11 protein-coding genes are annotated in these 26,713 nt (G+C 70.7%); 2 read left to right on the top strand and 9 right to left on the bottom strand.

Annotated features, from left to right (window positions below):
• The 5 genes from ACPT94_RS07850 to ACPT94_RS07830 form a co-directional block, all read right to left on the bottom strand.
• Positions 1 to 504, bottom strand: coding sequence for a hypothetical protein (locus tag ACPT94_RS07850; protein WP_360344732.1), 504 nt, complete (start codon positions 502 to 504; stop codon positions 1 to 3).
• On the bottom strand, positions 504 to 11,603 hold the full coding sequence (locus ACPT94_RS07845) for a LamG-like jellyroll fold domain-containing protein (RefSeq protein WP_425245488.1): 11,100 nt from the start codon (positions 11,601 to 11,603) through the stop codon (positions 504 to 506). Before ACPT94_RS07845 ends, ACPT94_RS07850 begins: the two co-directional genes overlap by 1 nt.
• Positions 11,604 to 11,853: 250 nt before the next feature.
• On the bottom strand, positions 11,854 to 12,597 hold the full coding sequence (locus tag ACPT94_RS07840) for a GNAT family N-acetyltransferase (RefSeq protein WP_360344728.1): 744 nt from the start codon (positions 12,595 to 12,597) through the stop codon (positions 11,854 to 11,856).
• 63 nt (positions 12,598 to 12,660) lie between these two features.
• Positions 12,661 to 13,401, bottom strand: coding sequence for an HNH endonuclease family protein (locus ACPT94_RS07835; protein ID WP_360344726.1), 741 nt, complete (start codon positions 13,399 to 13,401; stop codon positions 12,661 to 12,663).
• A gap of 273 nt (positions 13,402 to 13,674) precedes the next feature.
• A complete protein-coding gene (locus tag ACPT94_RS07830) occupies positions 13,675 to 14,613 on the bottom strand; it encodes an SCO6745 family protein (protein ID WP_360344724.1) in 939 nt (312 codons plus the stop codon).
• A gap of 107 nt (positions 14,614 to 14,720) precedes the next feature.
• On the opposite strand from ACPT94_RS07830, the gene ACPT94_RS07825 reads away from it, so the two are divergent.
• Complete coding sequence (locus ACPT94_RS07825) at positions 14,721 to 15,329, top strand: TetR/AcrR family transcriptional regulator (protein WP_360344722.1); 609 nt, start codon at positions 14,721 to 14,723, stop codon at positions 15,327 to 15,329.
• A gap of 243 nt (positions 15,330 to 15,572) precedes the next feature.
• Here ACPT94_RS07825 and mfd read toward each other — a convergent pair whose 3' ends face one another.
• The 3 genes from mfd to ACPT94_RS07810 all read right to left on the bottom strand — a co-directional run bounded on the left by mfd (position 15,573) and on the right by ACPT94_RS07810 (position 23,227).
• Positions 15,573 to 19,103, bottom strand: coding sequence for a transcription-repair coupling factor (gene mfd / locus ACPT94_RS07820; protein WP_425245487.1), 3,531 nt, complete (start codon positions 19,101 to 19,103; stop codon positions 15,573 to 15,575).
• Positions 19,104 to 19,862: 759 nt separating this feature from the next.
• Positions 19,863 to 22,442: an ABC transporter permease gene (locus tag ACPT94_RS07815; protein WP_425245486.1), complete on the bottom strand. Its 2,580-nt coding sequence runs from the start codon at positions 22,440 to 22,442 to the stop codon at positions 19,863 to 19,865.
• The gene (locus tag ACPT94_RS07810) at positions 22,439 to 23,227 is read right to left on the bottom strand and encodes an ABC transporter ATP-binding protein (RefSeq protein WP_360344716.1); all 789 of its coding nucleotides are present in this window, start codon (positions 23,225 to 23,227) and stop codon (positions 22,439 to 22,441) included. Before ACPT94_RS07810 ends, ACPT94_RS07815 begins: the two co-directional genes overlap by 4 nt.
• Before the next feature lie 575 nt (positions 23,228 to 23,802).
• On the opposite strand from ACPT94_RS07810, the gene ACPT94_RS07805 reads away from it, so the two are divergent.
• A complete protein-coding gene (locus tag ACPT94_RS07805; protein WP_425245485.1) occupies positions 23,803 to 25,428 on the top strand; it encodes an MFS transporter in 1,626 nt (541 codons plus the stop codon).
• A gap of 189 nt (positions 25,429 to 25,617) precedes the next feature.
• Here the strand turns inward: ACPT94_RS07805 and ACPT94_RS07800 are convergent, their stop codons facing one another.
• A complete protein-coding gene (locus ACPT94_RS07800; RefSeq protein WP_425245484.1) occupies positions 25,618 to 26,568 on the bottom strand; it encodes a cellulose-binding protein in 951 nt (316 codons plus the stop codon).
• Positions 26,569 to 26,713: the final 145 nt, after the last annotated feature.

The following is a 26,713-nucleotide window of genomic DNA, read 5'->3' as shown; positions in this document are numbered from 1 at the left end:
TCACACGTACCCGAATTGACGCAGACACTGCCACCATTGATCAGATTCGTCGGCACCTGTGATGCGTAGATACCCGGGGCCGAGTCCGTACTCCGACACGAACTCGGCAAGGCTGTCCGCCACCCTCTCGAATCGGCGGCTCGCCCACCAGGAGGTGAGCATGTCGGGGTAGGTCCAGATCGAACCATCTCGGCGATTGGCCAGCACGGGGTTGTCGTCGATCTTCCCGACGACGAACCAGTCACCTGGATCTTCGGGAACTTCGACCATCCCCGGCGCGATCAACGCCTGCGCCTTCTCGGCGTACTTCCTGTCGAGGATCACCACCGACCCCATGATGGCCCCGTCGGCAGCCAGCAAGAAGTCCAGGTACTCCTCCGGAGCATCCAGTTCCGGCCGCCGGGAGAGGCCGGCAGGAACCGAATTGAAGATGCTCCACTCTTCGCTGGAGTCGAGGGCTTCACGAACCCTCGCAAGGGTCTGCCTGAACTCGTCCGTGATCACTAGGGCCCCTGAATGGTTACGGATATGGGTGAATAGTCCGGCAGATGCATGATCTGCTGCCTGATCTGCCTACCAATGGCTTGGTTGGTATTGGCGTCAAGCATATGGAGATTGTCCGCGACGTCGGGACCCCCCAACTGCAGTTCCCAGACATGATCCGGGTTCATGCCTCCGAAGATTCTCCGACGGGCTGCCGCGACAAATTCAGGGTTCTTGTCGTTGAACTGAGCGTAAACCCTCTTGAAGAAGTCCTGCTTGTAGCCCTTCTCAATGCCGGCTCGCGGCGGAAGCGGATTGGGGGCCTTGACGAGCTTCCCTTCGTCACTGAGTTGCTTGAGGGCGTCCGCCTTGAGTTTGAACTGAGACTTGGGCATTCCCGGTTCCCAGCTGACCGTGATGTCAGTCGGGCACGCTTCGTCGTCATTGTGGACGAGGACCGGGACGGTACCTGCCTGGACATAGTACGTGTGGAGTGTGCCGATGGTGAGGTCGTACGTCGTGGTGTTCGCGTGGTACAGCCGGACCCCGGTGACCTGGGCCGTGCCCGTCGGCGTCTGGAGGACGTCGCCGGGGTGCAGGTCCTTGGCCTCGACGAAGGCCGACTGGGTCTCGTCGTAGAAGGGGTGGTGGAAGGTCGTCTGGAGGTGGTCGCCCTGCGCGGGAGCGCCGACCGCCGTACTGACCGCCGCCGCCACCGGCTGCTCGGCCTGCTGGTCGCCGTGGCCGTGGGAACCCGCCAGCGCGCCCAGCACCGCCGCCGACGCCGCCAGACCGAACGCCGCCTTGCGCGCCGCCTTCTGGACGACTGTCTTCACCGCGGACTTCTCCGCCCCGGCCTTCTCGGCGGCCTTGCGAGCGGTCTTCCCCGCTGCCGCCTTCACCGTCACGTCCACGAAGTCGTGGTCCGTGTGCGTCACGATCACATCGGTGACCTCGTGCACCTGCGTGCCCGTCGCGCCCGGCACCGAGTTGGCGATCTTGTCGCCCACCTGCACATGGTCGATCGCCTTCGTCGTGCCATCGGCCATCAGCACCCGAGTCGAACCGCTGAAGCTGTGCGGGATCGGGCAACTGGCGGGCTCCTCCGCACCGCCCGCCTCATCCGAATGCGACTGAGCCCGAGACCCCGCCCCCTCCGAGTCCGCCCGGGAAGCCGCCGCCTCCGTCGCGTCCGTCGCCGCCGTCTCCTCGGCCTCCGTCGCGCCCTTGCCGAAGAGGCCGCCGACGACCTTCATCGCCTTGGGGGCCGCCTTCGCCAGGAGCTTGCCGCCGATCTTGCCGAGGGCGCCGCCCACCGCGCCGGCGATCGCGCCCGTCACCGCCGCGCCCGCGAAGGCGCCGGCGCTGCAGTCGTCGCCGCCGTTCTCGGCGCAGGCGAAGCCCTGTTCGACCAGGGAGCCGACCGCGCCCGCGGCCGCCGCGCAGCCGATGGAGCCGACACCGGCGGTCAGCGCCTCACAGCCCGCGAAGACCGCCGTGGAGACCACGAAGGAGGTGATCGCCGCCGCGTGGTGCTTGACGAAGGTCGCCGTCGCCTTCGCCGCCTTCACGGTGGCGTGGTAGGCCGTCCTCGCCGCATGCGCGACCGCGTGGGCCGCCTTCTTCACCGCGTGGGTGACCTTCTTCGCCGCCTTCTTGACGGCGTGCACCACTCTGTGCACCGCGTGCGACACCTTGTGGTACGCGGAGTGCACCGCATGGACCACCCGGTGATACGCCCGTCTCACATGTCGCGCCGTGTAGTGGTAGACGCGGCGCACCACCCGCACCGTCGCGTGGTAGACGTCCCGCACGTGGTGCACGACCCTGTGGGCCGCGTGCTTCACCGCGTGAACGACCTTGCGGGCCACGTGCTTGACCGCGTGGTAGACCTTGTGCACGGCGTGCTTCACCGCGTGGGACACGTGATGGACGGCCTTCTTCGCCCCGCACACCACGTCGTACCAGGAGCAGTTGCCCGACTCGTCGGTGCCCGCCAGCGGGTTGTCGTCGACGTAGGCGAAGGGGTTCGCCGACACCGAGTTCGGGACGGGGTTCAGCGACAGGCTGTCCTTGTTGAGGAACACGCCCGTGTCCGGGTCGTACCAGCGGGACGCCGTGCCGACGTCGCCCGTTCCCGGTTCCGTCCAGCCCGACTGGAAGCCCAGGTGGCCGAGCACCGTGTTCGTCGGGGAGACCACCTTGCCCAGCGGGTCGTAGGACGCCGATCCCGCCAGTGTCGTCGAGCCCGAGGTGAAGGAGCCCACCACGTCGTTGTGCTGGTCGGTCAGGGCCAGCACCCCGGAACCGCCCGTGTCCTTGACTCCGACCAGGCCGCCGGCCGGGTCGTAGGTGTAGGTGTCGTCGCCGTCGGACGCGATCGTGTTGTCGGCACCCGAGTACGCGAAGGTGCGGCTCGCGCCCGTGGTCGTGTCCCGGTCGGTGATGTTCCGGCCGGTCGCGTCCAGCGTGTAGGACTGCTCACCCGCGACGATCTGCCCGCCGAAGGCGTCGGTCTTGTAGGCGACCGTGCCGCCGCCCGTCGACGACTCCTGCGTCATCGTGCCGCGCGCCGAGTAGGAGTAGGTGTGCGTGCCGTCCGACGTGAGCTCGTCGCGCTCGTCGTAGGTGTAGACGTCGGCGCCGTTGCGGATGCGGTTGCCGGAGGCGTCGTAGGCGTACGAGGTCGTGGCCGTGCCGTTGTTCCAGGACGTCAGGCGGTTGGCCCAGTCGTAGGTGTACGTGTTCGCCGACGCGCCCGAGACGCCTGTCGTCGTCTTCGACGTCAGGTTGCCGTTCTCGTCGTAGCCGTAGGCGAAGCTCGCGACGGTCGAGGCGCCCTGGACGAGGACGTCGTTCGTCAGCTCGTGCTGACTGTTGTAGGTGAAGGTGCGTGTCTGACCCGTCGACCCGTACTTGATCGTCTTCAGGTCGTTCAGCTGGTCGTAGCCGTACGTCAGCTGGGTGCCCGTCGCCGGGTCGTTCAGGGAGGCGAGACGGCCGGCGGTGTCGTAGCCGTACGTCGTCGTGCCGGCCGCGTCCGCGCGGGAGGTCACCGCGCCGTCGTCGTTGTAGGCGAAGCTCGACGTGCCCGCCGAACCGGACGTCGTCAGCAGGTCGCCGCGGTCGTCGTAGGTGAACGCGTCGTGCGTGGCGGCCTGGTGGTCGGCGGCGCCGGAGACGCCCGCCTCGTCGGTGTCGGCCGACAGCACGCGCCCGTCGGCGTCGTAGGTGAAGCTGCGCCTCGCTGTCGCCGCGTCCGCGCCCGCGCCGGACATGGACTTCAGCTGGCCGAGGTCGTCGTACGTCATCGACGTCGTCGTCCCGCCGGGGAGCGTGACGTTCGTCAGCTGTCCGTCGGCGTCGTAGGCGAACGTCGTCGTCGAGTCGGCGGCGGAGCTGTACTGGGCCGTGGTCGGCTCGACGATCGTCTGCTGCTGGCCCCACGGGGTGTAGGTGTAGCGCCAGGAGTTGCCGCGGCCGTCGGTGAAGCGGGTGCGGTTGCCGGCCGCGTCGTAGCCGAAGGTCGTGGTGATCGACGTGGAGGCGTCGACCGGCTGGATCTCCTGGGTGATGGTGCCGGCCGCGTCGTAGGTGAAGTGGCTGGTGTGCTGGCGGGCGTCGGTCGAGGCGACCAGGTTGCCGACACCGTCGTACTGCTGCGAGGTCGACCACAGCTGGACGTTGTTCTTGTCGTACCCGCGGGTGGCGACCGGGTCGCCGTCGGCGTTGTAGTCGGTCTGGGTCCAGGTGCCGTCGGCGAGGATCGTCTTCTGCTGGTTGCCCTGGAAGTCGTAGGTGTAGCTGGTGGTGTTGCCCGCGCCGTCGGTGACCGAGGTGACGTCACCGGCCCGGTTGTAGCCGTACGACGTCTTCACCCCGCCCGGCGAGGTGACCGAGGAGGCGTGCGCCCCGTAGGGGTTGCCCGTGGTCACCGCGTAGGAGGTGGTGGTGGTCAGGGTCTTCGCCGACGGGTAGCGCTCCATCGTCGTCGCGGTGACCTGGCGGCCGAGGTAGTCGTACGTGGCCTGCGCCTGCGCGCCCGTGCCGTCGGTGGCGGAGAGCTGCTCGCCGTTCTTGTCGTAGACGGCGTGGGTCTTGGTGCCGTCCGGCTCGGTGATCTGGGCGAGATCGCCCATCTGGTCGTACAGGTAGGACGTGGTCTTCCCGCCGGGCGTGGTGACGGAGGTCTGGTGGCCCTCGCTGTCGTACGTCCACACGGTGGTGCCCGCGTTGGGGCCGGAGCCGCCCGCCGGGGTGTACGAGGGGAGCGTCTCGGAGACCTTGTTGCCCTCGGCGTCGTAGACGGTCGTCGTCACCAGGCCGTTGGGGTCCTCCTCCTCGACGGCCTCGCCGAAGGTGTTGAAGCCGCTGGTGGTGACCGGGCGGACGGTGGCGGCGGTGGTGCCGTCGGGTTCGGCCTGGACGGCGGGCGCGGTGGTGACCGCGAGGTTGCCGGCCTCGTCGTAGGAGTAGTTCGTGGTGTGCTGCTCGGCGTCCGTCATGGACGTCGGCAGGCCGCGCCGGTCGTAGGTGTACTTGGTGGTCTGCGCGTCGGAGGAGCCGACCGTGCCGCCGGTGCGGCCCTTGCCGTAGAGGGAGGTGACCTCACTCGCCGACAGCGCCCGCTGGTAGACCTGCACGTCCCCGACCTCGCCGTTGACGACGTCGGCGACGGTGCCGCCGGCCGTCTTAGTGCCGCCGATGGTCAGCGGCCCGGTGCCGGTCCACGGGGAGGTGTCGGTGGCGGAGCCGTCCTGTGCGCCGTTGACGTACAGCTTCATCGAGCCGTTGCTCGCGTCGAACACACCGACCAGGTGGGTCCAGGTGTTGAGCGGGGCGGGCGCGCTGGCCTGGGCGTCGTAGAAGGCGGACGGGGAGGCCACGTCGGAGCTGGCCGCGTGGAAGCGGAAGGAGTTGGAGGTCTTGTTGTACTGCAGGTAGAAGGAGGCCCGGTTGGTGCCTCCCTGGGCGACGAACGTGCGGATGGCGGAGGTGTCGGCCAGGTTCACCCACGCGGAGACCGTGTAGGAGGCGCTGGTGTCCAGGACCGGGCCGTTGGTGGCGACGATGTCACCGGTGCCGGTCGCCGAACCCGCGAACTTGGCCGCGTCGTCCGCCCAGGTGACCCCGGGGCCCGCCGTCGCCGTGTTGCCGGTGCCGGAGGCGTCGGTGACCGAGCGGCCGGCGGTCTGGTTCAGCTTCCACCAGCCCGCCGGGTGGCCCGAGGCGTCCCCGTACAGCGTCTCGCTGAGCAGGTTGCCCATGTCGTCGTAGGCGTTGGTGGTGGTGCGGTCGTAGCCGGAGGAGTCGTGGTCGTTCTCGGAGGCGACCTGGTCGTCCGGGGTGTACGACACCGTGGTCACCCGGTCCACGCCGGTCGGGTCCAGCTCGGTGGAGGTGGTCCGGGAGGCCGCGTCGACCGTGTACTTGGTGACCGTCTCGCCGTTGTCGGTGGTCTGCTGGGTGAGGTTGCCGGCCGCGTCGTAGACGTCCGACTCCAGCGTGTAGGTGCTGGTGCCGTCGGCGCTGGTCCGCTTCACCGTCGCGGTCAGTCCGTCGTCGGTGTAGGTGTACGCCGTGGTGTCGCCCATGGCGTCGGTGACGGACGCGAGCCGCCCGGCCGGGTCGTAGGCCCGGGAGGACTCGGTGAGCAGGGTCGCCGTCTGCGGGTTCACCGGGTCACCCATGTACATCAGGGCCTGGGTGAGCAGGTTGCCGTTGTCGTCGTAGGTGTAGCGGGTCTCGTTGCCGGCGCTCGTCACCTCCTTGGTCTTGTTGCCGGAGGTGTCGTACGTGTACGTCGTGGTGTTGCCGTTGGACGCGCCCTCGGCCGCGTTGGCGTCGGACTCGGTCAGGACGCGGTCGTAGGCGTCGTAGGTCCAGGTCTGGGTGCGGGAGTGGTCGCCGCCGCTCGCGTCGGCCACGGTCTGGGAGGTGACGTCGCCGTCGTCGTCGTAGACGGAGGTGGTGACGGCGGCGTGGGTGGCGCCGGTAACGCGGTCGGTGAGCTGCGGGTCGTGCTCCTCCAGGACCTGGCCCGCGGCGTCGTACTTGTAGCTGGTGGTCAGGCCGTTCGGGTAGGTGTCGGAGACGACCTTCTCGGTGACGACCTGGCCGAGACCGTCGTAGGTGTACGACGTGACGAGGCCGATGGCGTCGGTGGTGGACGCCACGTCACCGTTGGAGAAGTACGACACCTGGTTGACGGCGCCGCCCGGCGAGACCGTCTTCACGGGCAGGCCCTTGGGCACGACCCCACCGTCCGCGGACGGGTAGGCGCTGGTCCCGTCGCTGTAGACGGTCGTGGTGGTACGGCCGCCCGGGAAGCCGGGGACGGCGGGGCCGGTGATGGCGGTCTGGTTGCCCGCGGAGTCGTACGTGTACGACGTCAGGTAGGTGCTGTCGGTCGCCGACGCCGACCTGCCGTCACGCTCCGTCAGCAGCTGGTCGTTGCGCGGGTCGGCGGTCGTCAGCTGAGCCGTGGTGTCGTCGGGGTAGTACGTGTAGTACTCGGTGTTGCACTTGTTGGCGGCCTGGTCCTGGCAGGACGTGGACGAGACCACGTTGCCGCGCACGTCGTGACCGGTGATGGTCACCGCGCCGTTCGGATCCGTCACCGTGTGCTCGAAACCGGCCGAGTCGTAGCCGAAGCTGGTCTTGTTGCCGAGGCCGTCGGTCTCGGTCAGGGCCCGGTTTCCGTTGGTGACGTCGTAGGTGTACTTCAGGGTCGAGGTGGTCGGAGAGGTGACCGTGACCGTCTCGACGGGGAGCAGGCCGGTGGAGTTCTTCGCGGCCTCGTACTGCTGGGCCACGTCCGCGTCGGACAGTTGCGAGCGGAAGAGGGCGACCTCGGCGATCGAGCCCTTGAAGTAGGTCGCGTACCCGGTGTTGGAGGTGGAGCTGGTGTGCGCCTCGTCCGGCCAGTTGCCGCCGTCGAAGCCGGCGCCGACGTAGGTGTACGTCTGCCCGGACATCGCGGCGGTGCCGGTCTGGGTGCCGATGAGCGTGCCGTCGAGGTAGAGGGACTGGCTGGTGGCGCTGGTGGAGAGGACGACGTGGTGCCACTTGCCGTCGGTGACCGTGGCGGTGGAGACGAGGGGCTTGGTGGAGCCACCGGAGAAGTAGAACTCGCCGTGCAGTTTGCCGCTGCTGCCCACGTAGAGGACGGGTGTGTAGCTGGTGGCGGTGGTGCCGGCGCTCAGCGGGTCCTTGGACGCGCCGAGCAGGACGCCGTTCGCGGTGGTCGTCTTGAACCACATGCTCGTCGACTCCGCGCCCGAGCCGGGCACCGAGCCGCTGGGCAGGGTCACATACGAGGTGGAGCCGTCGAAGGCGGCCGCCTTCTGGTCGCTGAACGGGCCGGCGGTGCCGAGGGTGACGGAGGTGTACGTGCCGTCGCCGCCGCGCACCTGGTCCACGGCCGTGGCCGCGCCCGCCGCCTCACCGAGCCGGAAGTACTGCGAGGGCGCCCCGCCGAGGACGGCGCCCCGGTAGGTGTCGCTGGAGCCGGTGACGGTCGGCGCGCCCATCACCCAGGTGCCGCCGTTCTCGTCGGTCATCTGCGACAGCGCGGTGGTGTTGGTGTCGTACGTCATCGCCGCGTATGTCTTGCCGGACGGCCGCTTGACCGAGGTCAGCAGGGACTCGCTGTGCGTGCCGTACGTGTAGAGGGCGCTGACGTCGGCGGCGACCAGCGGGCGGCCGTACCAGGCGACGTCGGCGATGGAGCCGTTGAAATAGGTGGCGTAGCCGGTGTCGTCGGAGGTGGAGGCGTGCGGCTCGTCGGGCCAGTCGCCGCCGAGGAAGCCGGTGCCGAGGTAGTTGAAGACCTGGTTCTTGCCGAAGGCGGTCGCGCTCTTGATGGAGATCGTGCCGGTGCGGGAGCCGACCTTGGCGTTGTCGAGGTAGAGGCTCTGCGAGTTGCCGGCGGCGGACAGCACGACGTGGTGCCACCTGCCGTCGGCGACGGACGCCGAGGAGACGATCGGGTTGACGCCGCCGCTGTACCAGAACTCGGCGTTCAGCTTGCCGTCGGTGCCGACGTAGATCGACGGCGTGTAGAAGCCGGCCGCCTGCCCGGAGCCGATGGGCTGGGAGGCGTAGGAGTAGAGGACGCCGGGCCCTGCCGACGTCTTGAACCACAGCGAGATCGCGCCGGAGTCGGTGTCGTTGCCGAGGTTCTTCGGCAGGGAGATGTCGGAGGACGTGCCGTTGAAGCCGGCGGCCTTCGCGGAGGAGCCGGTCAGCGGGCCGGTCTGGCCGAGGGTGACGTTCTCGTAGGTCGCGTTCGTGGTGCCCTCGTTGGCGAGGACGGCGTCCTTGGCGGTGGTGCCGGAGGTCTCCGACAGCGGCCAGAAGGTGTGCGGGTCGAGGTCGAGGGCCGCGTTCTGGTAGCCGGAGCCGGTGGTGTAGCCGTACGTCGTGCACTTGGTCGTCGACAGCGGCGAGCAGACCTTGGTGAGCTGGTCGCCGGTGTAGCCGTACGTCCAGGTCTGCGTGGTCGTCGTGTCGCCGGGGGTGACGGGGTCGGTGACGACGGTCGCCACGTGCGCGGCGAGCGCGCCGGACGGGGTGGACCAGGTCAGGTTCAGGGAGCGGCCGGAGACCGCGGAGGTCATCCTGGTGATGTGGCCGCTGGTCCAGGTCAGGTTGACGGCGCGGCCGTTGGCGTCGGTGACGGAGGTCAGGCCGTAGGCGCCGGAACCCAGGGACTGGGTGAAGGTGTAGAGGGTGTCGTCCTTGTCGGTGAGGGTGTAGCCGCCGGTGACCGACTTGAAGGTGGCGAAGCGGCCGCCTCCGGGGGTGAAGGTGCCGTCGCCGTTCTTGCCGTAGCCGACCTGGGAGCCGTCGGGGTAGGTGACCTGCACGCTCGCGACGGCGCCGGACGCCGTGTACTGCTCGGTCGCCCGCGCGTCGAAGATGCTCGACCAGCCGGAGCCGAACGCGCCCGTCCAGCGCGGGTCGCGGGAGTTGTAGTCGCGGTCGACGTCCAGGGACGGGCCGACGGTGGAGATCGAGGCGTCCGTGTCGGAGGTGGTGTAGTTGCCGATGGAGGCGTCGAAGCCGTGGTCGCTGCTGTTCTGCGACAGGCCGGAGGTGAGGACCGTCTGCGGGACCTGGACGGATATCTCGTACGGGTCGGCCGGCGAGTACAGGTTGGTCGCCGAGTCGTACGCCTGGACGGTCCACGAGTACGACTTGCCCCAGGCGAGCTTGCCCGCGGGGACGGTCCAGTCGCCGGTGGCCACCAGGCCCGAGTCGGCGACCTTGGTGCCGGAGGCGTCGTAGACCCGGAACAGGTACTGGTTGCTGCTGCCGCTGGTGGAGTTGGCGCCGCCCGCCCAGGCCGTGAACTCGGGGGTGGTGGTGCCCACGACCGCGTTGTCCGCCGGGAACTGCTCGTAGAGCTGCGGGGCGGTGTTGCCGGTGTAGGTGACCTCGATCCAGGGGCCCTTGCCGGGGTCGTTGAAGGAGCCGAACTGCTTCCAGTGCAGGTTGTCGGTGGTGGACGCGTAGACCGCGAGGCCGTGGTCGGCGGTGGCGCCGCTGAACCAGCCCTGGATGGCGGAGGTGGACAGGGACACGCTCACCCAGTCGCCGACGGTGCGGTCGGCCGCGGTGTTGGCGCACGCGTCGGGCACGCTCGGAGTGGCGTTGCCGATGGAGGAGCCCTTGGACGGGCCGGGGTAGCCGGTGACGCCCTCCGGGGTCCAGGCGCTGGTGACGAGCGCGACGTCGAAACGTTCCGCCGTGCAGGTGGAGGCCCAGGTGTCGAACAGGTGCAGGGTGGCGGCGGTGACGGTGGCGTTGCTGCCGTCCCAGGCGGTGTCCCAGTGGTTGACGAAGCTGTTCGCGGAGTGGGTGCCGGAGTCGTAGGAGCCGACCTTGACGGTCTGCTCGTAGGAGTGGTCGATGTTGTTGCCGGACCCGGACTCGGCGTAGGTGGTGGTCCATCCGTCGGAGACCGTGGGGTCGACGGTGACGGGGAAGACGCGGCTCTTCGCGTGGAGCCAGGCGCTGTCCAGGGTGATCTTCAGGGCGTGGCCGCCGTGGCTGTCCCGGACGAGCTCGGTGGTGACGGCGTGGGTGGTGGCCGGGTCGCCGGAGCGCGGGTCCACCTTGGAGTCGTAGGCGTACGCGGGCGGGATGCGCTCGACGGTCTTGCCGGAGGCGTCGGTGAGGTCGATCCAGCCGGTGCCGGTGTCCTGGACGGGGGTGAGGCCCTCCAGGGTGAGCGGGAAGGTCCAGGTGTTCGTCGCGTCGGCGGAGTCGAGGACGACGGATTCCTTGACGCCGGTGGCGGTGGGCTGGAGCTTCAGGTCGGTGCCGGGGAGGACCTGGTCGTACGTGACGGTCGAGCCGTCGGCGGTGCCCTTGACGGGGGCGGCGCCCTGCAGGGCGTAGGCGACGCTGTGCGACGCGTCGGTCGCGAGGGAGGCGAGCGCGGGGTCGGTGGCCTTCGCGGCGAAGTCGACGGTGAGGGAGTTGGCCGTCTCGTGCCAGCGGCCGTCCGGCCCGGCCCGCACGTCCACGTCGATCGGCGCCCATCTTCCCTTGCCCACCTGGTAGTTGACGGGAGTGGGCGAGATGCGGCGGGTGGTGGAGCCGTCGGCGTTGTCGTAGACGGTCTCGGTGCGCGTGGAGTGGGTGGCGCTGCGCTTGCTGGTCTTGGCGTCGAACCCGGTGGCGCCGGCGCTGCGGCCCTGCTGGATGTCCGGCTTGTGCGGCTGGTAGGCGGGCAGCTCTCCGTGGCCCTTGCCGGGCGCGTGGCCGGCGCCGCGGTGGGCGGCGGTCGCGGCGGCCGGCACCTGGTGGCGGTGACCGGCCGCGGTACCGGACTGCTGGTGCGGCAGCTTGCCCCACTGCGGGTCCGTGAACCAGGACGCCAGCGAGGCGAGGCTCATGGTCGGCAGGTCGATGCTGCCGAGCTCCAGCCCTTCCGCCACGGCCTGATCCGTCGTCAGCATCAGGGCGAGGGCGGTGAGGACGAGGGCGGCGATGCCGCGCAGGGCTCGGCGGGAGCGGAGTGCGGTGCGCCTCGGAGGGCGTGGACGGCCCGCGCGGCGCAGTCGGGGCATACGGCGCGGGCAGTGGTTCTTCGGCCGGTGGGGCAGCACGGCGTGGACTCCAGCAGTCGGTAAGAGACACGAAGCGCGCCGATCTTGCCTTCTGTGCGCAAGCTGTGGACAGAGCCAAGGTGCGATCTTGCACCTGACTTGACCGGCTCTTGCTGAACCCGACCGTTTTGCCAGGCCATGGGTGTTTGCGGCCTGTGCATTCCTTTACCGGCTCATCGAACTGTCCGCACCGACTGTTCATGCGCGGGACGTTCCCCTGGAGGCGTGGCGCGTCTCCAGGGGCCGCCACTCAGAGGCGGTGCCGCATCCACACGTTCGGCTCGACGTACACCGCGTGGTCCCGCTCCGGCTCGCAGCGCACCGGCACCAGCGCGCCGGGCACCTCGACGTCCCCCCGCGTGTCGAAGGGCAGCCCCGTCCAGCGGCGCCACTCCTCCAGCGACGCGGCCACCGTCATCGACGCCGGCGCCACCCGCTCGATCGTCGCTCCCGCCCGCACGTGCACCCGCAGCCACGGGTCGTAGGGCAGCCCGTCCTCCCGCACCCGCTGCGCGTACTCCTCGATGGGGGTGTGCGGTTCGCGGTGCTTGGCGTTGGGGCGGACCGGGGCGACGACCTCGCTGAAGCCGTGCGCCCGGGCGTTGTCCCGCATCGCCGCGAGCATCCGCCCGGACAGGCCCAGGCCCTGGGCGTGCGGGGCGATCACGATCGAGATCGCGCTCACCGTGTCGGGCCGCGCCCCGCGCCGCTGGTCGGCGAAGGCCCAGACGAGCACCTGGTCCCAGCCCCGGGCGGGCAGCTCGCCCCGGCCCTCGGTGTGCAGGACGAAGGGCACGCTGTAGGCGTGCGCCACCACCTCGCCCCGCTCGTCCTGCGCGAACAGCGCGTACTGCGGGAACTCGACGGGGATCCGCCCGTAGTGCGCGTTGCCCACCGGGTCCTGGGTGGTGAACTCCGGCCAGCTGTCGGGCATGTCACGGACCGGCCCCAGCATGTCGGGGCGGTCGGCGAGGGAGGAGACCTTCAGTTCCATACGGCAACCGTAGGCCGGGGGCCAAGATGCCGGAAACGGGTTTCCCGGCGTCCCCGGACGCGCTCAGTCCGCGTGGAACCGCTTCGGCGCCTCCGTGGGGTTGCCGCCGGTGGGGAGTTTCTGGGCGGGGCAGCCCGAGAGGACCTTCTCCATCGCCGTCTTCTCCGCCGCGGTGACCCACAGCCCGTACTTCTTCTTCACGGCGACCTGCGCCGCGACGTACGGGCACCGGTACGCCTTGTTGGGCGGCAGCCATGTCGCCGTGTCGCCGTCCCCCTTGGAACGGTTGGTGCTCGCGTCGACGGCCAGGAGGTTGAGGGGGTCGTTGGCGAGGGCTATCCGCTTGCCGGCGTCCCAGTACTTCGCGCCCTTCTGCCAGGCGTCGGACAGGGCGACGACGTGGTCGATGTCGACCTTGCTCGCGCCGCGCCGGTAGACGACCTCCTTGCCGGAGTACGGGTCCGACTCGAGCACGCCGTAGGACACCTTGCAGGTCCCTCCGGTGAACCTCACCTCCTCCAGGTCGCGTTTGAGTATGTCGTCCCGGGTGTCGCAGTCGTTGGAGTCCGTGTCCGCCCAGGCGGTGCCGAACCTGTCACGGTCGTAGCCCGTTCTGGGCGCCCGGCCCTTCACCGGCAGCGACTCGGCGGCCGCGAGCGCCGCTCCCCCGCCCGCGGTCCCGGTCGGTCCCTGTCCGGGGGATCCGGTGCCGGCGGATCCGGTGCCCACGGTCTGGTCCGTGCAGCCGGCCACGGCACACACCAGCACGACGGCGACCGCCGCCCCACCTCTCAGACGCCTCACGTGCGCCCCTCCCCTTGCCCGACCGCTGTCACCCCGTACAGGGCGGCTTCCCCTGCCGGGCTCGGGTACACCGTAGGCGAGGGGGCGCGCGAGGGCGGAGGGGAGGTCCGGGCCGTCCCGGCCCCAGGTGGGCGTCAGGGGTGAGCGGTGCACGGCGCCGGTGGCGAGTCAGCTCTGCAGCTCCCAGACGCAGCAGGGGAGTTGGTCCACTCGCCGTCGTCCACGGCACGCCCACCCTCTGCGCCCGACGTCAGACCTGCCCGAACCTGGCGGTCAGACCTTCCCTATACCCAGCGTCGACTCCGAGGGCAGCAGGCCCGAGCCGATCACCGCGACCCAGTAGTCGCCGAGCAGGGTGGCGAGACGCTCGGTGTCCTGCGGGCCGAGAGCCTGCCAGGGGCCGAGTGCCAGCCGGTCGGTGTCCTGTTCGAGACGGCGGCGCAGGTCGCGGCCGGCCTCCGTGGCCGTACCGTCTGGGTCGACCAGGCCTCGGGCGGTGAGGCGCTCCTGTGCCGCCGTCCACTCCTGCGGCGTCCAGCCACGGCTCGCGAAGCGCTCGACCGACGCGGCGCCTGTCGCGGCGAAGGACACCAGGGCCTCGGTCGGGTCGAGGCCCGCGGTGAGCAGAGCGGCGAGGTGGCCGTCGCCGCGGTGCTCACGGAGGACGGTCGCCGCGTGCCACAGCTGGAGGTGGGGCTCGGTGGGCCAGTCCAGCGCGGCGTTGGCCGCGGCGAGGGGGCGTCCCGCCGTGTCGGCCGCTTCGGCGGCACGCCGGGCCAGGGCGGCGGCCTCGGTCAGCTCGGGGCTGCCGACGCGCTCGCCGAACAGGGTGCGGTAGGTCCGGTCGATCCCGCGCAGTCTCGCCGCCAGCACCGCCTCCGGATCGGCCACCTTCCAGGCGCCGTCGACATACCGGGCGACCATGCCGGGCCGGAAGCTGTAGAAGGCGGAGGTCACCGCCGTACGGCCGACCGGGCCCAGGGGTGCGGCGCGGAACGGGAAGTAGCTCGGCCAGCGGTCCTCGGTGGAGTAGCCGAGGGCGCCGGCCTCCTCGAAGACCTCGGGCGCGTAGTACAGCACCGCGTGCAGCGGCTCCAGGAGGTGCCAGAGGCGGCGCGCCTGGGCCGGCTGCACCGGCTCCCCGCCTCGACCCGCACCCTGGGCCTCGCCTCGGCTCTCTGCCTGATGCGGATTCTTCGCGTGCTCGGACATGACTGCTCCCCCTCGTCCCGTACAGCGACCCCAACAACTTGCCACTGACAAGATTGCCCGGCTCCCGCCAACTTGTCAATGGCTAGATCCGGCGTACGCTGCTGTCCATGAGCGACCGCCCCTACCACCACGGCGACCTGCGCCGCGCCATCCTCGCCGCCGCCCTCGACGTCATCGCCGCCGACGGCCCCTCCGGTCTGAGTCTGCGGGACCTCGCCCGCCGCGCCGGTGTCTCGCACGCCGCACCGGCCCACCACTTCCGGGACCGCACCGGACTGCTGACGGCGATCGCCGCGGAGGGACACGGGCTGCTGGCCGCCACGCTCGCGGAGGCCACGGATCTGCGGGACGCCGGCGCGCACTACGTCCGCTTCGCCCGCGCACACCCGGCTCACTTCCAGGTGATGTTCTCGCCCGAGCTGCTGCGCGCCGACGACCTCGAACTCACCACGGCCCGTGGCCTCTCGACCGCCGCCCTCACCAACGCCATCGCCACCGGCGCGACCCCGGGCGACGCCGGCGCATCCGGGGGCGGCGACGCCGGCGCATCCGGGGGCGGCGACACCGACGCCCGGCCCACCCGGATCGCCGTCTGGTCCCTGGCCCACGGCTTCGCCACGCTCCTGCTGAGCCACAACCTCGACGGCCTCCTGGGCGACGACGACCCCGAGGAGGTGTTCCGCAGGCTGCCGATGGGGCTGTTTCCGTCCGGCTGAGCCTCCGGCGCCGGGCGCCCGCCAGAGCTTGACGACCGGCGCCTCCCCGGTCGTTCCGTGCCCCCACGGGCAAGCAGGTCTCCCCGGCGCCCGGGCGCGCCGCTGACGGCCGCGCCCGGCCGTCGACGGCACAGGAAGGCCCAGGATCGGCGGCACCGTCGAAATGGCGGCACAGCGGAGACGGCGGCACCGCCGAAAAGAGGACACCGCGGAGACGGCGGCACCGCCGAAACGACGGCTGCGCTACGACCCCAGCACCGAAGCCAGGAACTCCCCCACCCAGCCGAGGAGTTCCCGCCCGACCAGCGGCTTGCCGCCCACCTTCGCGGTCTTGGGGCGGGGGATGAGCACCTGGTGGACCGCCGGCTTGATGACCGACCCCGGATACAGCCGCTTGAGCCGCAGCTCCTGCGACTCACGCAACTCCACCGGCGCGAAGCGGATGTTGGCGCCCTGCAAAACGATCTCGCCGACGCCGCACGCGCGCGCGAGCATGCGCAGACCGGCCACGAGCAGCAGGTTCTCCACCGGCTCGGGCAGCTTGCCGTAGCGGTCGACGAGTTCCTCGCGTACGGCCTTGATGTCCTCCTCCGTGTTGGCGGAGGCGATGGACCGGTAGGCCTGCAGGCGCAGCCGCTCGCCGGGGGCGTAGTCGTGCGGGACGTGCGCGTCGACGGGCAGCTCGATCTTGACCTCGAGAGGCGGCTCCTCGATCTCGCCGGTCTCCAGCTGCCGCCGGTAGTCGGCGACGGCCTCGCCGACCATACGGACGTACAGGTCGAAGCCGACGCCCGCGATGTGACCGGACTGCTCGCCGCCGAGGAGGTTGCCCGCGCCGCGGATCTCCAGGTCCTTCATCGCCACGTACATGCCCGCGCCCATCTCCGTGTGCTGGGCGATGGTGGCCAGACGCTCGTGGGCGGTCTCCGTCAGCGGCTTCTCCGGCGGGTACAGGAAGTACGCGTAACCCCGCTCGCGGCCACGGCCGACGCGGCCGCGCAGCTGGTGCAGCTGCGACAGGCCGAAGGTGTCGCCGCGTTCGACGATGAGGGTGTTGGCGTTGGAGATGTCGATGCCGGACTCGACGATCGTCGTCGAGACGAGCACGTCGAACCGCTTCTCCCAGAAGTCGACGACGACCTGCTCCAGCGCCGCCTCCGACATCTGGCCGTGCGCGGTCGCGATCCGCGCCTCGGGGACGATCTCGCGCAGGCGGGCCGCCGCACGGTCGATCGACTCGACCCGGTTGTGGATGTAGAAGACCTGGCCCTCACGCAGCAGTTCGCGGCGGATGGCGGCGCCGATCTGCTTCTCCTCGTACGGGCCGACGAAGGTGAGCACCGGGTGGCGCTCCTCCGGGGGCGTCGTGATCGTCGACATCTCACGGATGCCCGTGACCGCCATCTCCAGGGTGCGCGGGATCGGGGTCGCGGACATCGTCAGCACGTCCACGTTGGCGCGCAGCTTCTTCAGCTGCTCCTTGTGCTCGACGCCGAAGCGCTGCTCCTCGTCGACGATGACCAGCCCCAGGTCCTTGAACTTCGTCTCGGACGAGAACAGGCGGTGGGTGCCGATGACGACGTCCACGCCCCCCTCGCGCAGCCCCTCCAGGACCGCCTTCGCCTCCGTGTCGGTCTGGAAACGACTCAACGCCCGTACGTTCACCGGGAACTGCGCATACCGCTCGCTGAACGTCCCGAAGTGCTGCTGCACCAGCAGCGTCGTCGGGACGAGCACCGCGACCTGCTTGCCGTCCTGGACGGCCTTGAACGCGGCGCGGACCGCGATCTCCGTCTTGCCGTAGCCGACGTCGCCGCAGATCAGCCGGTCCATCGGGACCGACTTCTCCATGTCGTCCTTGACCTCGGCGATGGTGGTGAGCTGGTCGGGCGTCTCCGCGTACGGGAAGGCGTCCTCCAGCTCGCGCTGCCAGGGGCTGTCCGCGCCGAAGGCGTGGCCGGGGGCCGCCATACGGGCGCTGTACAGCTTGATGAGGTCGGCCGCGATCTCCTTGACGGCCTTCTTCGCGCGCGCCTTGGTCTTCGTCCAGTCGGCGCCGCCCAGCCGGTGCAGGGTGGGCGCCTCGCCACCGACGTACTTGGTGATCTGCTCCAGCTGGTCGGTGGGAATGTAGAGGCGGTCGCCGGGCTGGCCGCGCTTGGCGGGGGCGTACTCCACGACCAGGTACTCGCGGGTGGCGCCCTGCACGGTGCGCTGCACCATCTCGATGTAGCGGCCCACGCCGTGCTGCTCGTGGACGATGTAGTCGCCCGCCTCCAGGGTGAGCGGGTCGATGGTCTTCCTGCGGCGGGCGGGCATGCGCGCGCCGTCCTTGCCGGCCGCCTTCTGGCCGGACAGGTCGGTCTCCGTGAGGACGGCGAGCCTGAGCGCCGGGTCGACGAAGCCGTAGTCGATCGAGCCGCACGCGACGTGGACGAGGGACGGCGACAGCTCGTCCAGATCGGCGTCCAGACGGGCCGCCACGCCCTCGCCGCCCAGCACCTCGACGGTGCGGGCCGCCGGGCCGTGGCCCTCGGTGACGAAGACGACCCGCCAGCCGTCGGCCAGCCAGCCCTTGGTGTCGGCGAGCGCCTTCGCGGTGTCGCCGCGGTAGGCCTCCGGAGCGTGCATGCCGAGCTGGAGGGTGTCCGCCTCCCGTTCGAGGTCGGCGCCGCACGGCGACCCCGACCCCCACCTCAGGTCCCGCGCGCGCGCGCGGTCGCGGACGTCCGCGATGGACCACAGGGAGGCCGCGCCGACATCGATCGGCGCGTCGCCGCCACCGGCGGTGGCGGCCCAGGACGCCTGCAGGAACTCCTGCGAGGTCGCCACGAGATCGGCGGCACGCGTGCGTACCCGTTCCGGGTCGCACACGACGGCCATGGCGCCCTTCGGCAGCACGTCGAGCAGCAGCTCCATGTCGTCGACGAGGACCGGGGCGAGGGACTCCATGCCCTCGACGGCGATCCCCTCGGCGATCTTGCCGAGGAGCTCGCCCAGCTCGGGGTGGCGTTCGGCGAGGGCACGCGCGCGTGCGCGGACGTCGTCCGTGAGGAGCAGCTCGCGGCAGGGGGGCGCCCACAGGCCGTGCTCGGCGACTTCGAGGGAGCGCTGGTCGGCGACCTTGAAGTAGCGGATCTCCTCCACGTCGTCGCCCCAGAACTCGACGCGCAGCGGGTGTTCCTCGGTGGGCGGGAACACGTCGAGGATGCCGCCGCGTACGGCGAACTCGCCGCGCTTCTCGACGAGCTCCACGCGCGCGTACGCGGCCGCCGCGAGGGCCTCGACGACGTCGTTGAGATCCGCCGTCCGGCCCGACTTCAGCGCCACCGGCTCCAGGTCGCCCAGGCCCTTGACCTGCGGCTGGAGCACCGAGCGCACGGGGGCGACGACGACGGAGACCGGGCCGGTCTCGGGGTCGTCGAGGCTGGGGTGGGCCAGGCGGCGCAGGACGGCGAGGCGCCGGCCGACGGTGTCGCTGCGGGGGCTGAGGCGCTCGTGGGGCAGGGTCTCCCAGGAGGGGTACTCCACGACGCCGTCCGGGGGCAGCAGCGAGCGCAGGGCGGCGGCCAGGTCCTCCGCCTCGCGGCCCGTCGCCGTCACCGCGAGGACCGTGCGGGCCGTCTCGCGGGCGAGGGCCGCGATGGCGAAGGGGCGGGCGGCCGGGGGGCCCACCAGGTCGACGTGCATGCGGTTGCCGTCTGCGGCTGCCGGGATCGCTTCCGCGAGGGCGGTGTCCTTGACTACGGCGTCGAGCAGACCGTGCAGGCTCATGGAGGGCTTTCCGTCCGGGGTCCGAGGTGGTGGTCCTAGGACCTGGGTCGTTCCAGGCGGTCCTAGGTGTTCTGGGTGGTTCCAAGCGGTCCTGGGTGGGCAACGCGAAGGGCCCGACGCGTGTCACGGGCCGGGGGTGTCCAGAGTACGACGGGGGCGGGTTCGTGTGCCGGGGCTGTGGACAACGCCGGGGGCGGGGGTGGCGGGTTCGGTGGCGGGTTTCCTCGCCCCGTCGCTCCTCCCCGGCCTGTCCCCAGGGGCTCCGCTCCTTCGGCCCCCTTGGGGGCGTGCGCCCCTGCACCCCGGCGTAGGGCTCCCACCGGCCCGGCCCCCGGTGCGGCTGCCGCCCCCGCACCCAATGGGGGGATCCCACCGGCCCGGCCCCGGCGGGGCTGCGCCCCCGCACCCCCTGCGGGGCTGCCGCCCCGCACCCCGCTCCGGTCCCGAACGGGCCTCGTCCTCACACGCCGGATGGCTGGATCGCCCTGCCCGACGCTCGTCAGCAGCCTCGGCCGGGCTTGATCACCCTGTCCGGCGCTCGCCGGTCACCGCCAGGCAGGTTCAACGTGCGGCCCGCCCTTCATCCGCCCGAGTCGGGCAGCGGGTGGGTACAGGCCCTGGAGTCCAGACGGCAGAGCACCCTGGGCGGGCTGCAGGAGCCTCGGCCTCGCACGCGGATGAGGTGAGCCCCGTAAAAAAGACCCGGCGCCGAGGAGTCCCCCGTGACTCCTCGGCGCCGGGCTCCCCCGTGCGCGGTGGCTAGTCCGTCGCGATCGCGTTCAGCACGTTCATACGGCCCGCCCGGAACGCCGGGATCAGCGCGGCGAACAGGCCCACGAAGGCCGAGGCGATGAAGACGCCGATGATCGTCGGCCACGGGATCTCGAGGACGTTCAGGCCCTCCAGGGCGAGGAGTTGCTGGGCCGTCGCACCCCAGCCCATGCCGAGGCCCAGGCCGAGCAGGGCGCCGAAGAGGGCGATGACGACCGACTCCATACGGATCATGCGGCGCAGCTGACGGCGCGAGAGACCGATCGCCCGCATCAGGCCGATCTCCCTGGTGCGCTCCACCACCGACAGGGCGAGGGTGTTGACGACGCCCAGGACGGCGACGACGATCGCGAGCGCCAGAAGGCCGTAGATCAGGTTCAGCAGCTGGCCGATCTGGTCCTTGAGGGCCTGCTTGTAGTCGGTCTGGTCGCGCACCTTGTACTGCGGGTAGTCGTGCAGCGCCGACTTCAGGGACTTGTACGCCGCGTCCTGCTGACCTTCCTTCGCCGTGGCGAAGACGAGCTGGTCGAGCGGCATCCGGTCGGCGGGCACGTACTTCGCGACCGTCGAGATGGAGGCGTACATGGCGCCCTTGTCGACGACGACGTCGTCGCTGGTGATCGCGCGGACGGTGAGCGAGGCGGTGGTGCCGTCCTTGAAGGCGACGTCGACCTTCGAGCCGAGCTCGATGCCGTGCTCCTTGGCGAAGCCCTCGAACACGGACATCGAGTCGGGGCGGTAGGCGTCCGCGAGATTGCCGGCCACCGTCTCGGTGCGCAGGTCCGTCGCGTACGTCGGGTCGGCCGCGTTGATCGTCTCCTTCTTCGACGTCTTGCCGTCGGGGGTCTTCAGGTCGGCGTCCAGGACCTTGTACTCCGTGACGCGCTCCAGGCCCGGTGTCGACTTCACCGCCTGCACGGCCTGCGAGGTGATCTGCTGGCCGTTGTCGTTCTGGATGATGAAGTCCGTGCCGACGGTCTTGTCGAGCTGGTCGGTCGCCGAGGCGACCATGGAGGAGCCGACCACCGACAGACAGGCGACCAGCGCGAGACCGATCATGAGGGCGGCGCCCGTGGCGCCGGTGCGGCGCGGGTTGCGCAGGGCGTTGCGCTCCGCCATCCGGCCGACCGGGCCGAAGGCCCGCAGCAGGACCGCGCCCAGGACGCGGACCACGCCGCTCGCCAGCAGCGGGCCGATCACCACGAAGCCGATGAGGGTGAGCACCACACCCAGGCCGAGCCAGAGCGAGCCCTCCTTCGCCTTGTCCGCCGCGGCGGCCAGGTAGAGGCCGCAGCCGCCGGCCCCGGTCAGGAGCAGGCCGAGCACGGCCCGTACGACACCCGCCTTGGCGTCGGCGGGGGCGCCGGCGTCGCGCAGGGCGGCCATCGGGGAGACCTTGCCGGCGCGACGGGCGGGCAGGTAGGCGGCGAGGACGGTGACGACCACACCGAGGACCATGCCGATCACCGGGGTCGTCCAGGCGACCGTCAGGTCGTCGGTGGACAGGTTCATGCCGGTCATGCCCATGAGCTTCATCAGGCCGACGGCGATGCCGACGCCCGCGCCGACACCGAGGACCGAACCGACGACGCCGAGCAGCAGCGCCTCGGCCAGCACGGAACGGTTGACCTGCCGGCGGCTGGAGCCGATGGCCCGCATCAGGCCGATCTCACGGGTGCGCTGCGCGACCAGCATCGAGAACGTGTTGATGATCAGGAAGATGCCGACGAGGAAGGCGATCCCGGCGAAGCCGAGCATCGCGTACTTCATGACGTTCAGGAACTCCCCGACGTCCTTGCGGTTGGCGTCGGCGGTCTCCTTGGCGGTCTGCACCTTGTAGGCGCCGCCGAGCGCGGCCGCGACGTTCTTCTTCAGCTGCGCGTCGGACACCCCGGCCGCGGCCGTGACGTTCACGTTCGTGTAGACGTTCGACTCGCCGACGAGGGTCTGCTGCGCGGTCCTCGTGTCCAGGTAGAAGATCGCCGCGCCGGGGTTGGTGACCTGGAAGGCGGCGATGCCGGAGATCTTCGCGGTGTGCGTGCCGACCGCGCTGATCACGCCGATCTCGTCGCCGAGCTTCAGGTGGTGCTTGTCGGCGGTGTCCGCGTCGACCATCACCTGGTCGGAGCCCTTGGGCGCGGCACCTTCGGTGACCTTCATGGTGCGGGCTTCGTTGGCGTTCCAGCTGCCGACGATGGTGGGCGCGCCGCTGGAGGGCGACAGGTTGTCCATGTCGGCGTCCACGACGGTCACCGCGCTCGAGAAGACGCTCCCCTCCGCCGACTTCACGCCGTCCACCGCGCGGACCTTGCCGAGCACGGCGGCCGGCATGACCGGCGGCTTGCCGTTGCCGGAGGTCGTCTCACCGGTGTCCGAGGCGCCCTTCGCGCTCACCGTCACATCGGACGAGGTGGCCGCGAACAGCTTGTCGAAGGTGGTGTTCATGGTGTCGGTGAAGACAAGGGTGCCTGTCACGAAGGCCACCGACAGCAGGACCGCCACGGCCGACAGGGCCATGCGTCCCTTGTGCGCGAAGAAGTTGCGCATCGACGTCTTCATCACGGTCATGACGTACGCCCCCGCGCGTCGAAGTCCTTCATGCGGTCCAGAACGGTGTCGGCGGTCGGCTTGTACATCTCGTCGACGATCCGGCCGTCGGCCAGGTACAGCACCCGGTCCGCGTACGAGGCCGCCACCGGGTCGTGGGTGACCATCACGATCGTCTGGCCCAACTCGTCCACGGAACGGCGCAGGAAGCCCAGCACCTCGGCGCCCGCGCGCGAGTCGAGGTTTCCGGTCGGCTCGTCACCGAAGATGATCTCGGGGCGCGCGGCGAGGGCGCGCGCCACGGCCACGCGCTGCTGCTGGCCGCCCGAGAGCTGGGTCGGCCGGTGCTTGAGCCGCCCGGCCAGGCCCACGGTCTCCACGACCCGGTCCAGCCACGCCTTGTCCGGCTTGCGGCCGGCGATGTCCATGGGCAGGGTGATGTTCTCTATCGCGTTCAGCGTGGGCAGCAGGTTGAACGCCTGGAAGATGAACCCGATCCGGTCCCTGCGCAACTGCGTGAGCTTCTTGTCCTTCAGGCCCGTGATCTCGGTCTCGTCCAGATAGATCTGACCGCTCGTCACGGTGTCGAGACCGGCGAGGCAGTGCATCAGCGTGGACTTGCCGGACCCCGAGGGGCCCATGATCGCGGTGAACTGACCGCTGGCGATGTCCACATCGACGTGGTCCAGGGCGACGACCCGGGTCTCCCCGGACCCGTACGCCTTGACGACCTGCCGCGCCCGCGCGGCAACGGCCGTACGCCCTCCAGTGCCCCCGTCCCTGGGAATGGTCACAGCCGAAGTCACGGTATGTCTCCTATGTCGGAAGCGAATGAGACGCGCCGAGTGCCGCGTCGGTACGTGGTGAGCAGTCCTGCGAGCTGCTCCGAACTGCTACGAGTCCTGCCAGTCCCTGCCGGGTCGTGCCAGGTCGTGTCAGGTCGTGCAGGCCTTGCCGGGTCGTGCAGGTCCTGCAAGGTCGTGCCGGGTCCTGCAAGGTCGTGCCGGGTCCTGCGAAGTGCTACGACGAAGAGTCTGTCGGCGGAAAGGGGTCCGGCGCGCTGGTGCTCAGGCCCGTCTTTCCGGGGGGTTAACCCCACCCTCCGTCCCTGGGGGTGGCCCGCCCCCAGCGGCGTAAAGCCAGGTTAAGGACGGTCCCCGGCCCATCTCGTCCTCCGGCGGTACGAACCCTCCCCCAGCCGTAGTACGGAGGTACCCCTAGGGGCAGTCCACCGGCGGGTGGAGTGCTCCTAGGGGTCGGCTCCACCCTCCGGCTCCACCCTCCGGCCCTCTCAGGCTCAACCCTCCCGTCGCGTCAAGGTCAAGTGGGAAGCTGTGGGCGGCAGATAGCTGCAAGGGACACGGGACACGGGGGGCATCCGGTGGGCGACACGAGACCCGCGACACGGCACGCCACACAGCACACGGCCACCGGGAAACGGGGAGCGGTCGTCGCCGCGCTCATGCTCTCCATGGCGCTGGCCGCCCTCGACTCCACCATCGTCTCCACGGCCGTCCCGCAGATCGTCGGCGACCTCGGCGGATTCTCCGTCTTCTCCTGGCTGTTCTCCGGCTACCTGCTCGCCGTGACAGTGACCCTGCCCGTCTACGGCAAGCTCTCCGACACCTTCGGCCGCAAACCGGTGCTGGTGGCCGGTACGGCCCTCTTCCTGCTCGGCTCGCTCCTGTGCGCCCTCGCCTGGAACATGGGCGCCCTCATCGCGTTCCGCATCGTGCAGGGCCTGGGCGGCGGAGCGTTGCAGGGCACGGTGCAGACGCTCGCCGCGGACCTGTACCCGCTTCAGGAGCGCCCGAAGATCCAGTCGAAGCTGTCCACGGTGTGGGCGGTGTCCGCGGTCGCGGGCCCGGGCGTGGGCGGCGTGCTGGCCGCGTACGCGGACTGGCGTTGGATCTTCCTGGTCAACCTGCCCATCGGCGCGGTGGCGTTGTGGCTGATCGTGCGTCACCTGCACGAGCCGGCGCGGGATCCGGTGCGGGAGCCGGCGCGGGAGTCGGCGCGGGAGTCGGCGCGGGAGTCGGCGCGGGAGTCGGCGCGGGAGTCGGCGCGTGCGCCGGAGTGCACGCCGGGGCGCACGCCGGAGCAGGAGCCGGGTCGGGCGTCGCCCGCACGCGCGCGTGTCGACTGGGCGGGCGCGCTGGCGGTGTTCGCGTGCGGCGGGGTGCTGCTGACCGCCCTGGTGCAGGGCGGCGTGGCCTGGCCGTGGCTGTCGGCGCCGTCGCTCGGCCTGTTCGGCGCCGGCCTCGCGCTGGCCGCGCTCGTCGTCGTCATCGAACGCCGGGCCGCGCAACCGATCATCCCGGGCTGGGTGTGGCGCCGCCGTACGATCGCGGCCGTCAACCTCGCCCTGGGCGCGCTGGGTCTGCTGATGGTGGCCCCTACGGTGTTCCTGCCGACGTACGCCCAGTCGGTGCTGGAACTGGACCCGGTGAGCGCCGGATTCGTGCTGTCCGTGTGGACGCTGAGCTGGCCGCTGTCGGCCGCCCTCAGTCAGCACGTCTACCGGCGGATCGGCTTCCGCGACACCGCCCTGCTCGGCATCGGCACGGCGACGCTTATCCTGCTGGCCTTCCCGCTCCTGCCCTACCCCGGGCAGGCCTGGCAGCCGACGGTGCTGATGCTGCTGCTCGGCGCCGCGCTCGGCCTGTTCCAACTGCCGCTGATCGTCGGTGTGCAGTCGACGGTCGGCTGGTCGGAGCGTGGCACCACGACGGCTTCCGTGCTCTTCTGCCGGCAGACGGGCCAGACCGTCGGCGCCGCCGTCTTCGGCGCCGTCGCCAACGGCGTCCTGGCCGCCCGTCTCGGCGGCGCGGGCGACCTGGACTCCGTCACGCGCGCTCTCGACGCCGGACCGGCGCACGAAACGACCCGGCGCGCCGTCGCGGACGCCGTGCACGCCGTCTACCTGGGCGCGTCCTGCGCCTCAGCGCTCGCCTTCCTGGTCCTGCTGCTCCTCGCCCCGCGCCGCTTCCCCGTCCTGAAGGACTGAGTCAACGCGGACAACAGCCCGGGCCGGCAGCCACGCTCTTCGCCACACGCACGCGTGCGGCATCCCCGCGCAGCGAGACGCTGCCGGCCCCCTGTCCGCGCCGGCCGTCGGCGGGCCGACGATCCGCAGGGGGGACTTGACGCGGGTGAGCGGAGGAAAGGGACGGGCCGGACACGCCGGCCGGGCCGGCTACTCCACCTGGTCGAGGAGCGAACGGGCCGACGGCTCGACCTGGTCGAGGAGAGGATGGGCCGACGACTCCATCACACGCCCCGTGAGCGCCCTCAGGCTCTCGCTCACGGAGTCCATGTGCGCCTGCACGTCGTCGCGCCGCTCACTGTGCTCACGCAGCACCCGTTCCGTCTCCCTGGCGATGCGTTCCTCCCGGAGACGGGCCTCGGCGAGGAGCGTGTCGGCACGCGCGCGTGCCTCCTCCTCCCGCCGGCGGGACGCCTCCTCCGCCTCCGCGAGGTCCCGCTGCGCCTCGGCCAGGGCCTCCTCGGCACGGGCCATCGCCCGGGCATGGTGCGCGTCGAGGGCGGCGGCCCGTTCGGCGGTCTCACGTTCCAGCGCGGCCAGCCGCTCGGCGTACTCCCTCTTCGGTTCCACGAGCAGGCCGGCGGTGCCGTGCCGCACCTCGCGCAGCGCCGTGATCGCCTCGGTACGGAACTCCTTCACCTTGCGCCGGGCGCCGGCGCGGATGCCGTGCGCCTCGGCGCGCGCGGAGAGCATCCGCCGGTGTGCGTGTTCCTTGGCCTCCGTGCGGACCTCGTCCGCATGTTTCTGCGCCGCCTGGCGCATGGCGACAGCCTGCGCCTTGGCCTGCGCGACGTGCTCGTCCGCTTCACGCCGGGCGCTTTCGCGCAGTTCCGTCGCCTCTTCCTCCGCGAGCTGGAAAACGCGCCGTGCGCGCTCCCCGAGGCTGTCGTACGTCTGCGGTTCGAGCCCCGTCACTGCCTCACGCAACTGCTTGGCTTCCACCACCATCTCCTGGGCGAGCGTGGTGAGCCGGGCGACCCGCTCCCAGGCGGCGTCGCGTTCGGCGGAGAGCGCGGCGGTGTACGCATCGACCTCTTTGGGCCGGTAGCCGCGCCCGCGAACGGTCACGAACCCCAGCGGTGACACCTTTGCGCTGCTCATTCTGTAGCCCCTCACATCAGAGACGGACGCGAAATGATGATTTCGGTCATATCTTGATGTATCAGGCTTAAGTGTTCATAACGCGACACTCCGCACGCGGGTCGCAGGCAGCTACGAACACAAAAGGGCCGGGCCCGGTCGTACG

The sequence above is a fragment of the Streptomyces aurantiaciflavus genome (assembly GCF_049808595.1).
Classification (GTDB): domain Bacteria; phylum Actinomycetota; class Actinomycetes; order Streptomycetales; family Streptomycetaceae; genus Streptomyces.
The sequence above is the reverse complement of the archived record's forward strand: the minus strand, read 5'-3'. Positions and strand labels throughout refer to the sequence as shown.

Bases quoted from the DNA above. Each gene is read 5' to 3' on its own strand.
- ACPT94_RS07840 (WP_360344728.1), bottom strand. From the start codon at position 12,597: ATGGAACTGAAGGTCTCCTCCCTCGCCGACCGCCCCGACATGCTGGGG.
- ACPT94_RS07830 (WP_360344724.1), bottom strand. From the start codon at position 14,613: ATGTCCGAGCACGCGAAGAATCCGCATCAGGCAGAGAGCCGAGGCGAG.
- ACPT94_RS07825 (WP_360344722.1), top strand. From the start codon at position 14,721: ATGAGCGACCGCCCCTACCACCACGGCGACCTGCGCCGCGCCATCCTC.
- mfd (WP_425245487.1), bottom strand. From the start codon at position 19,103: ATGAGCCTGCACGGTCTGCTCGACGCCGTAGTCAAGGACACCGCCCTC.
- ACPT94_RS07815 (WP_425245486.1), bottom strand. From the start codon at position 22,442: ATGACCGTGATGAAGACGTCGATGCGCAACTTCTTCGCGCACAAGGGA.
- ACPT94_RS07800 (WP_425245484.1), bottom strand. From the start codon at position 26,568: ATGAGCAGCGCAAAGGTGTCACCGCTGGGGTTCGTGACCGTTCGCGGG.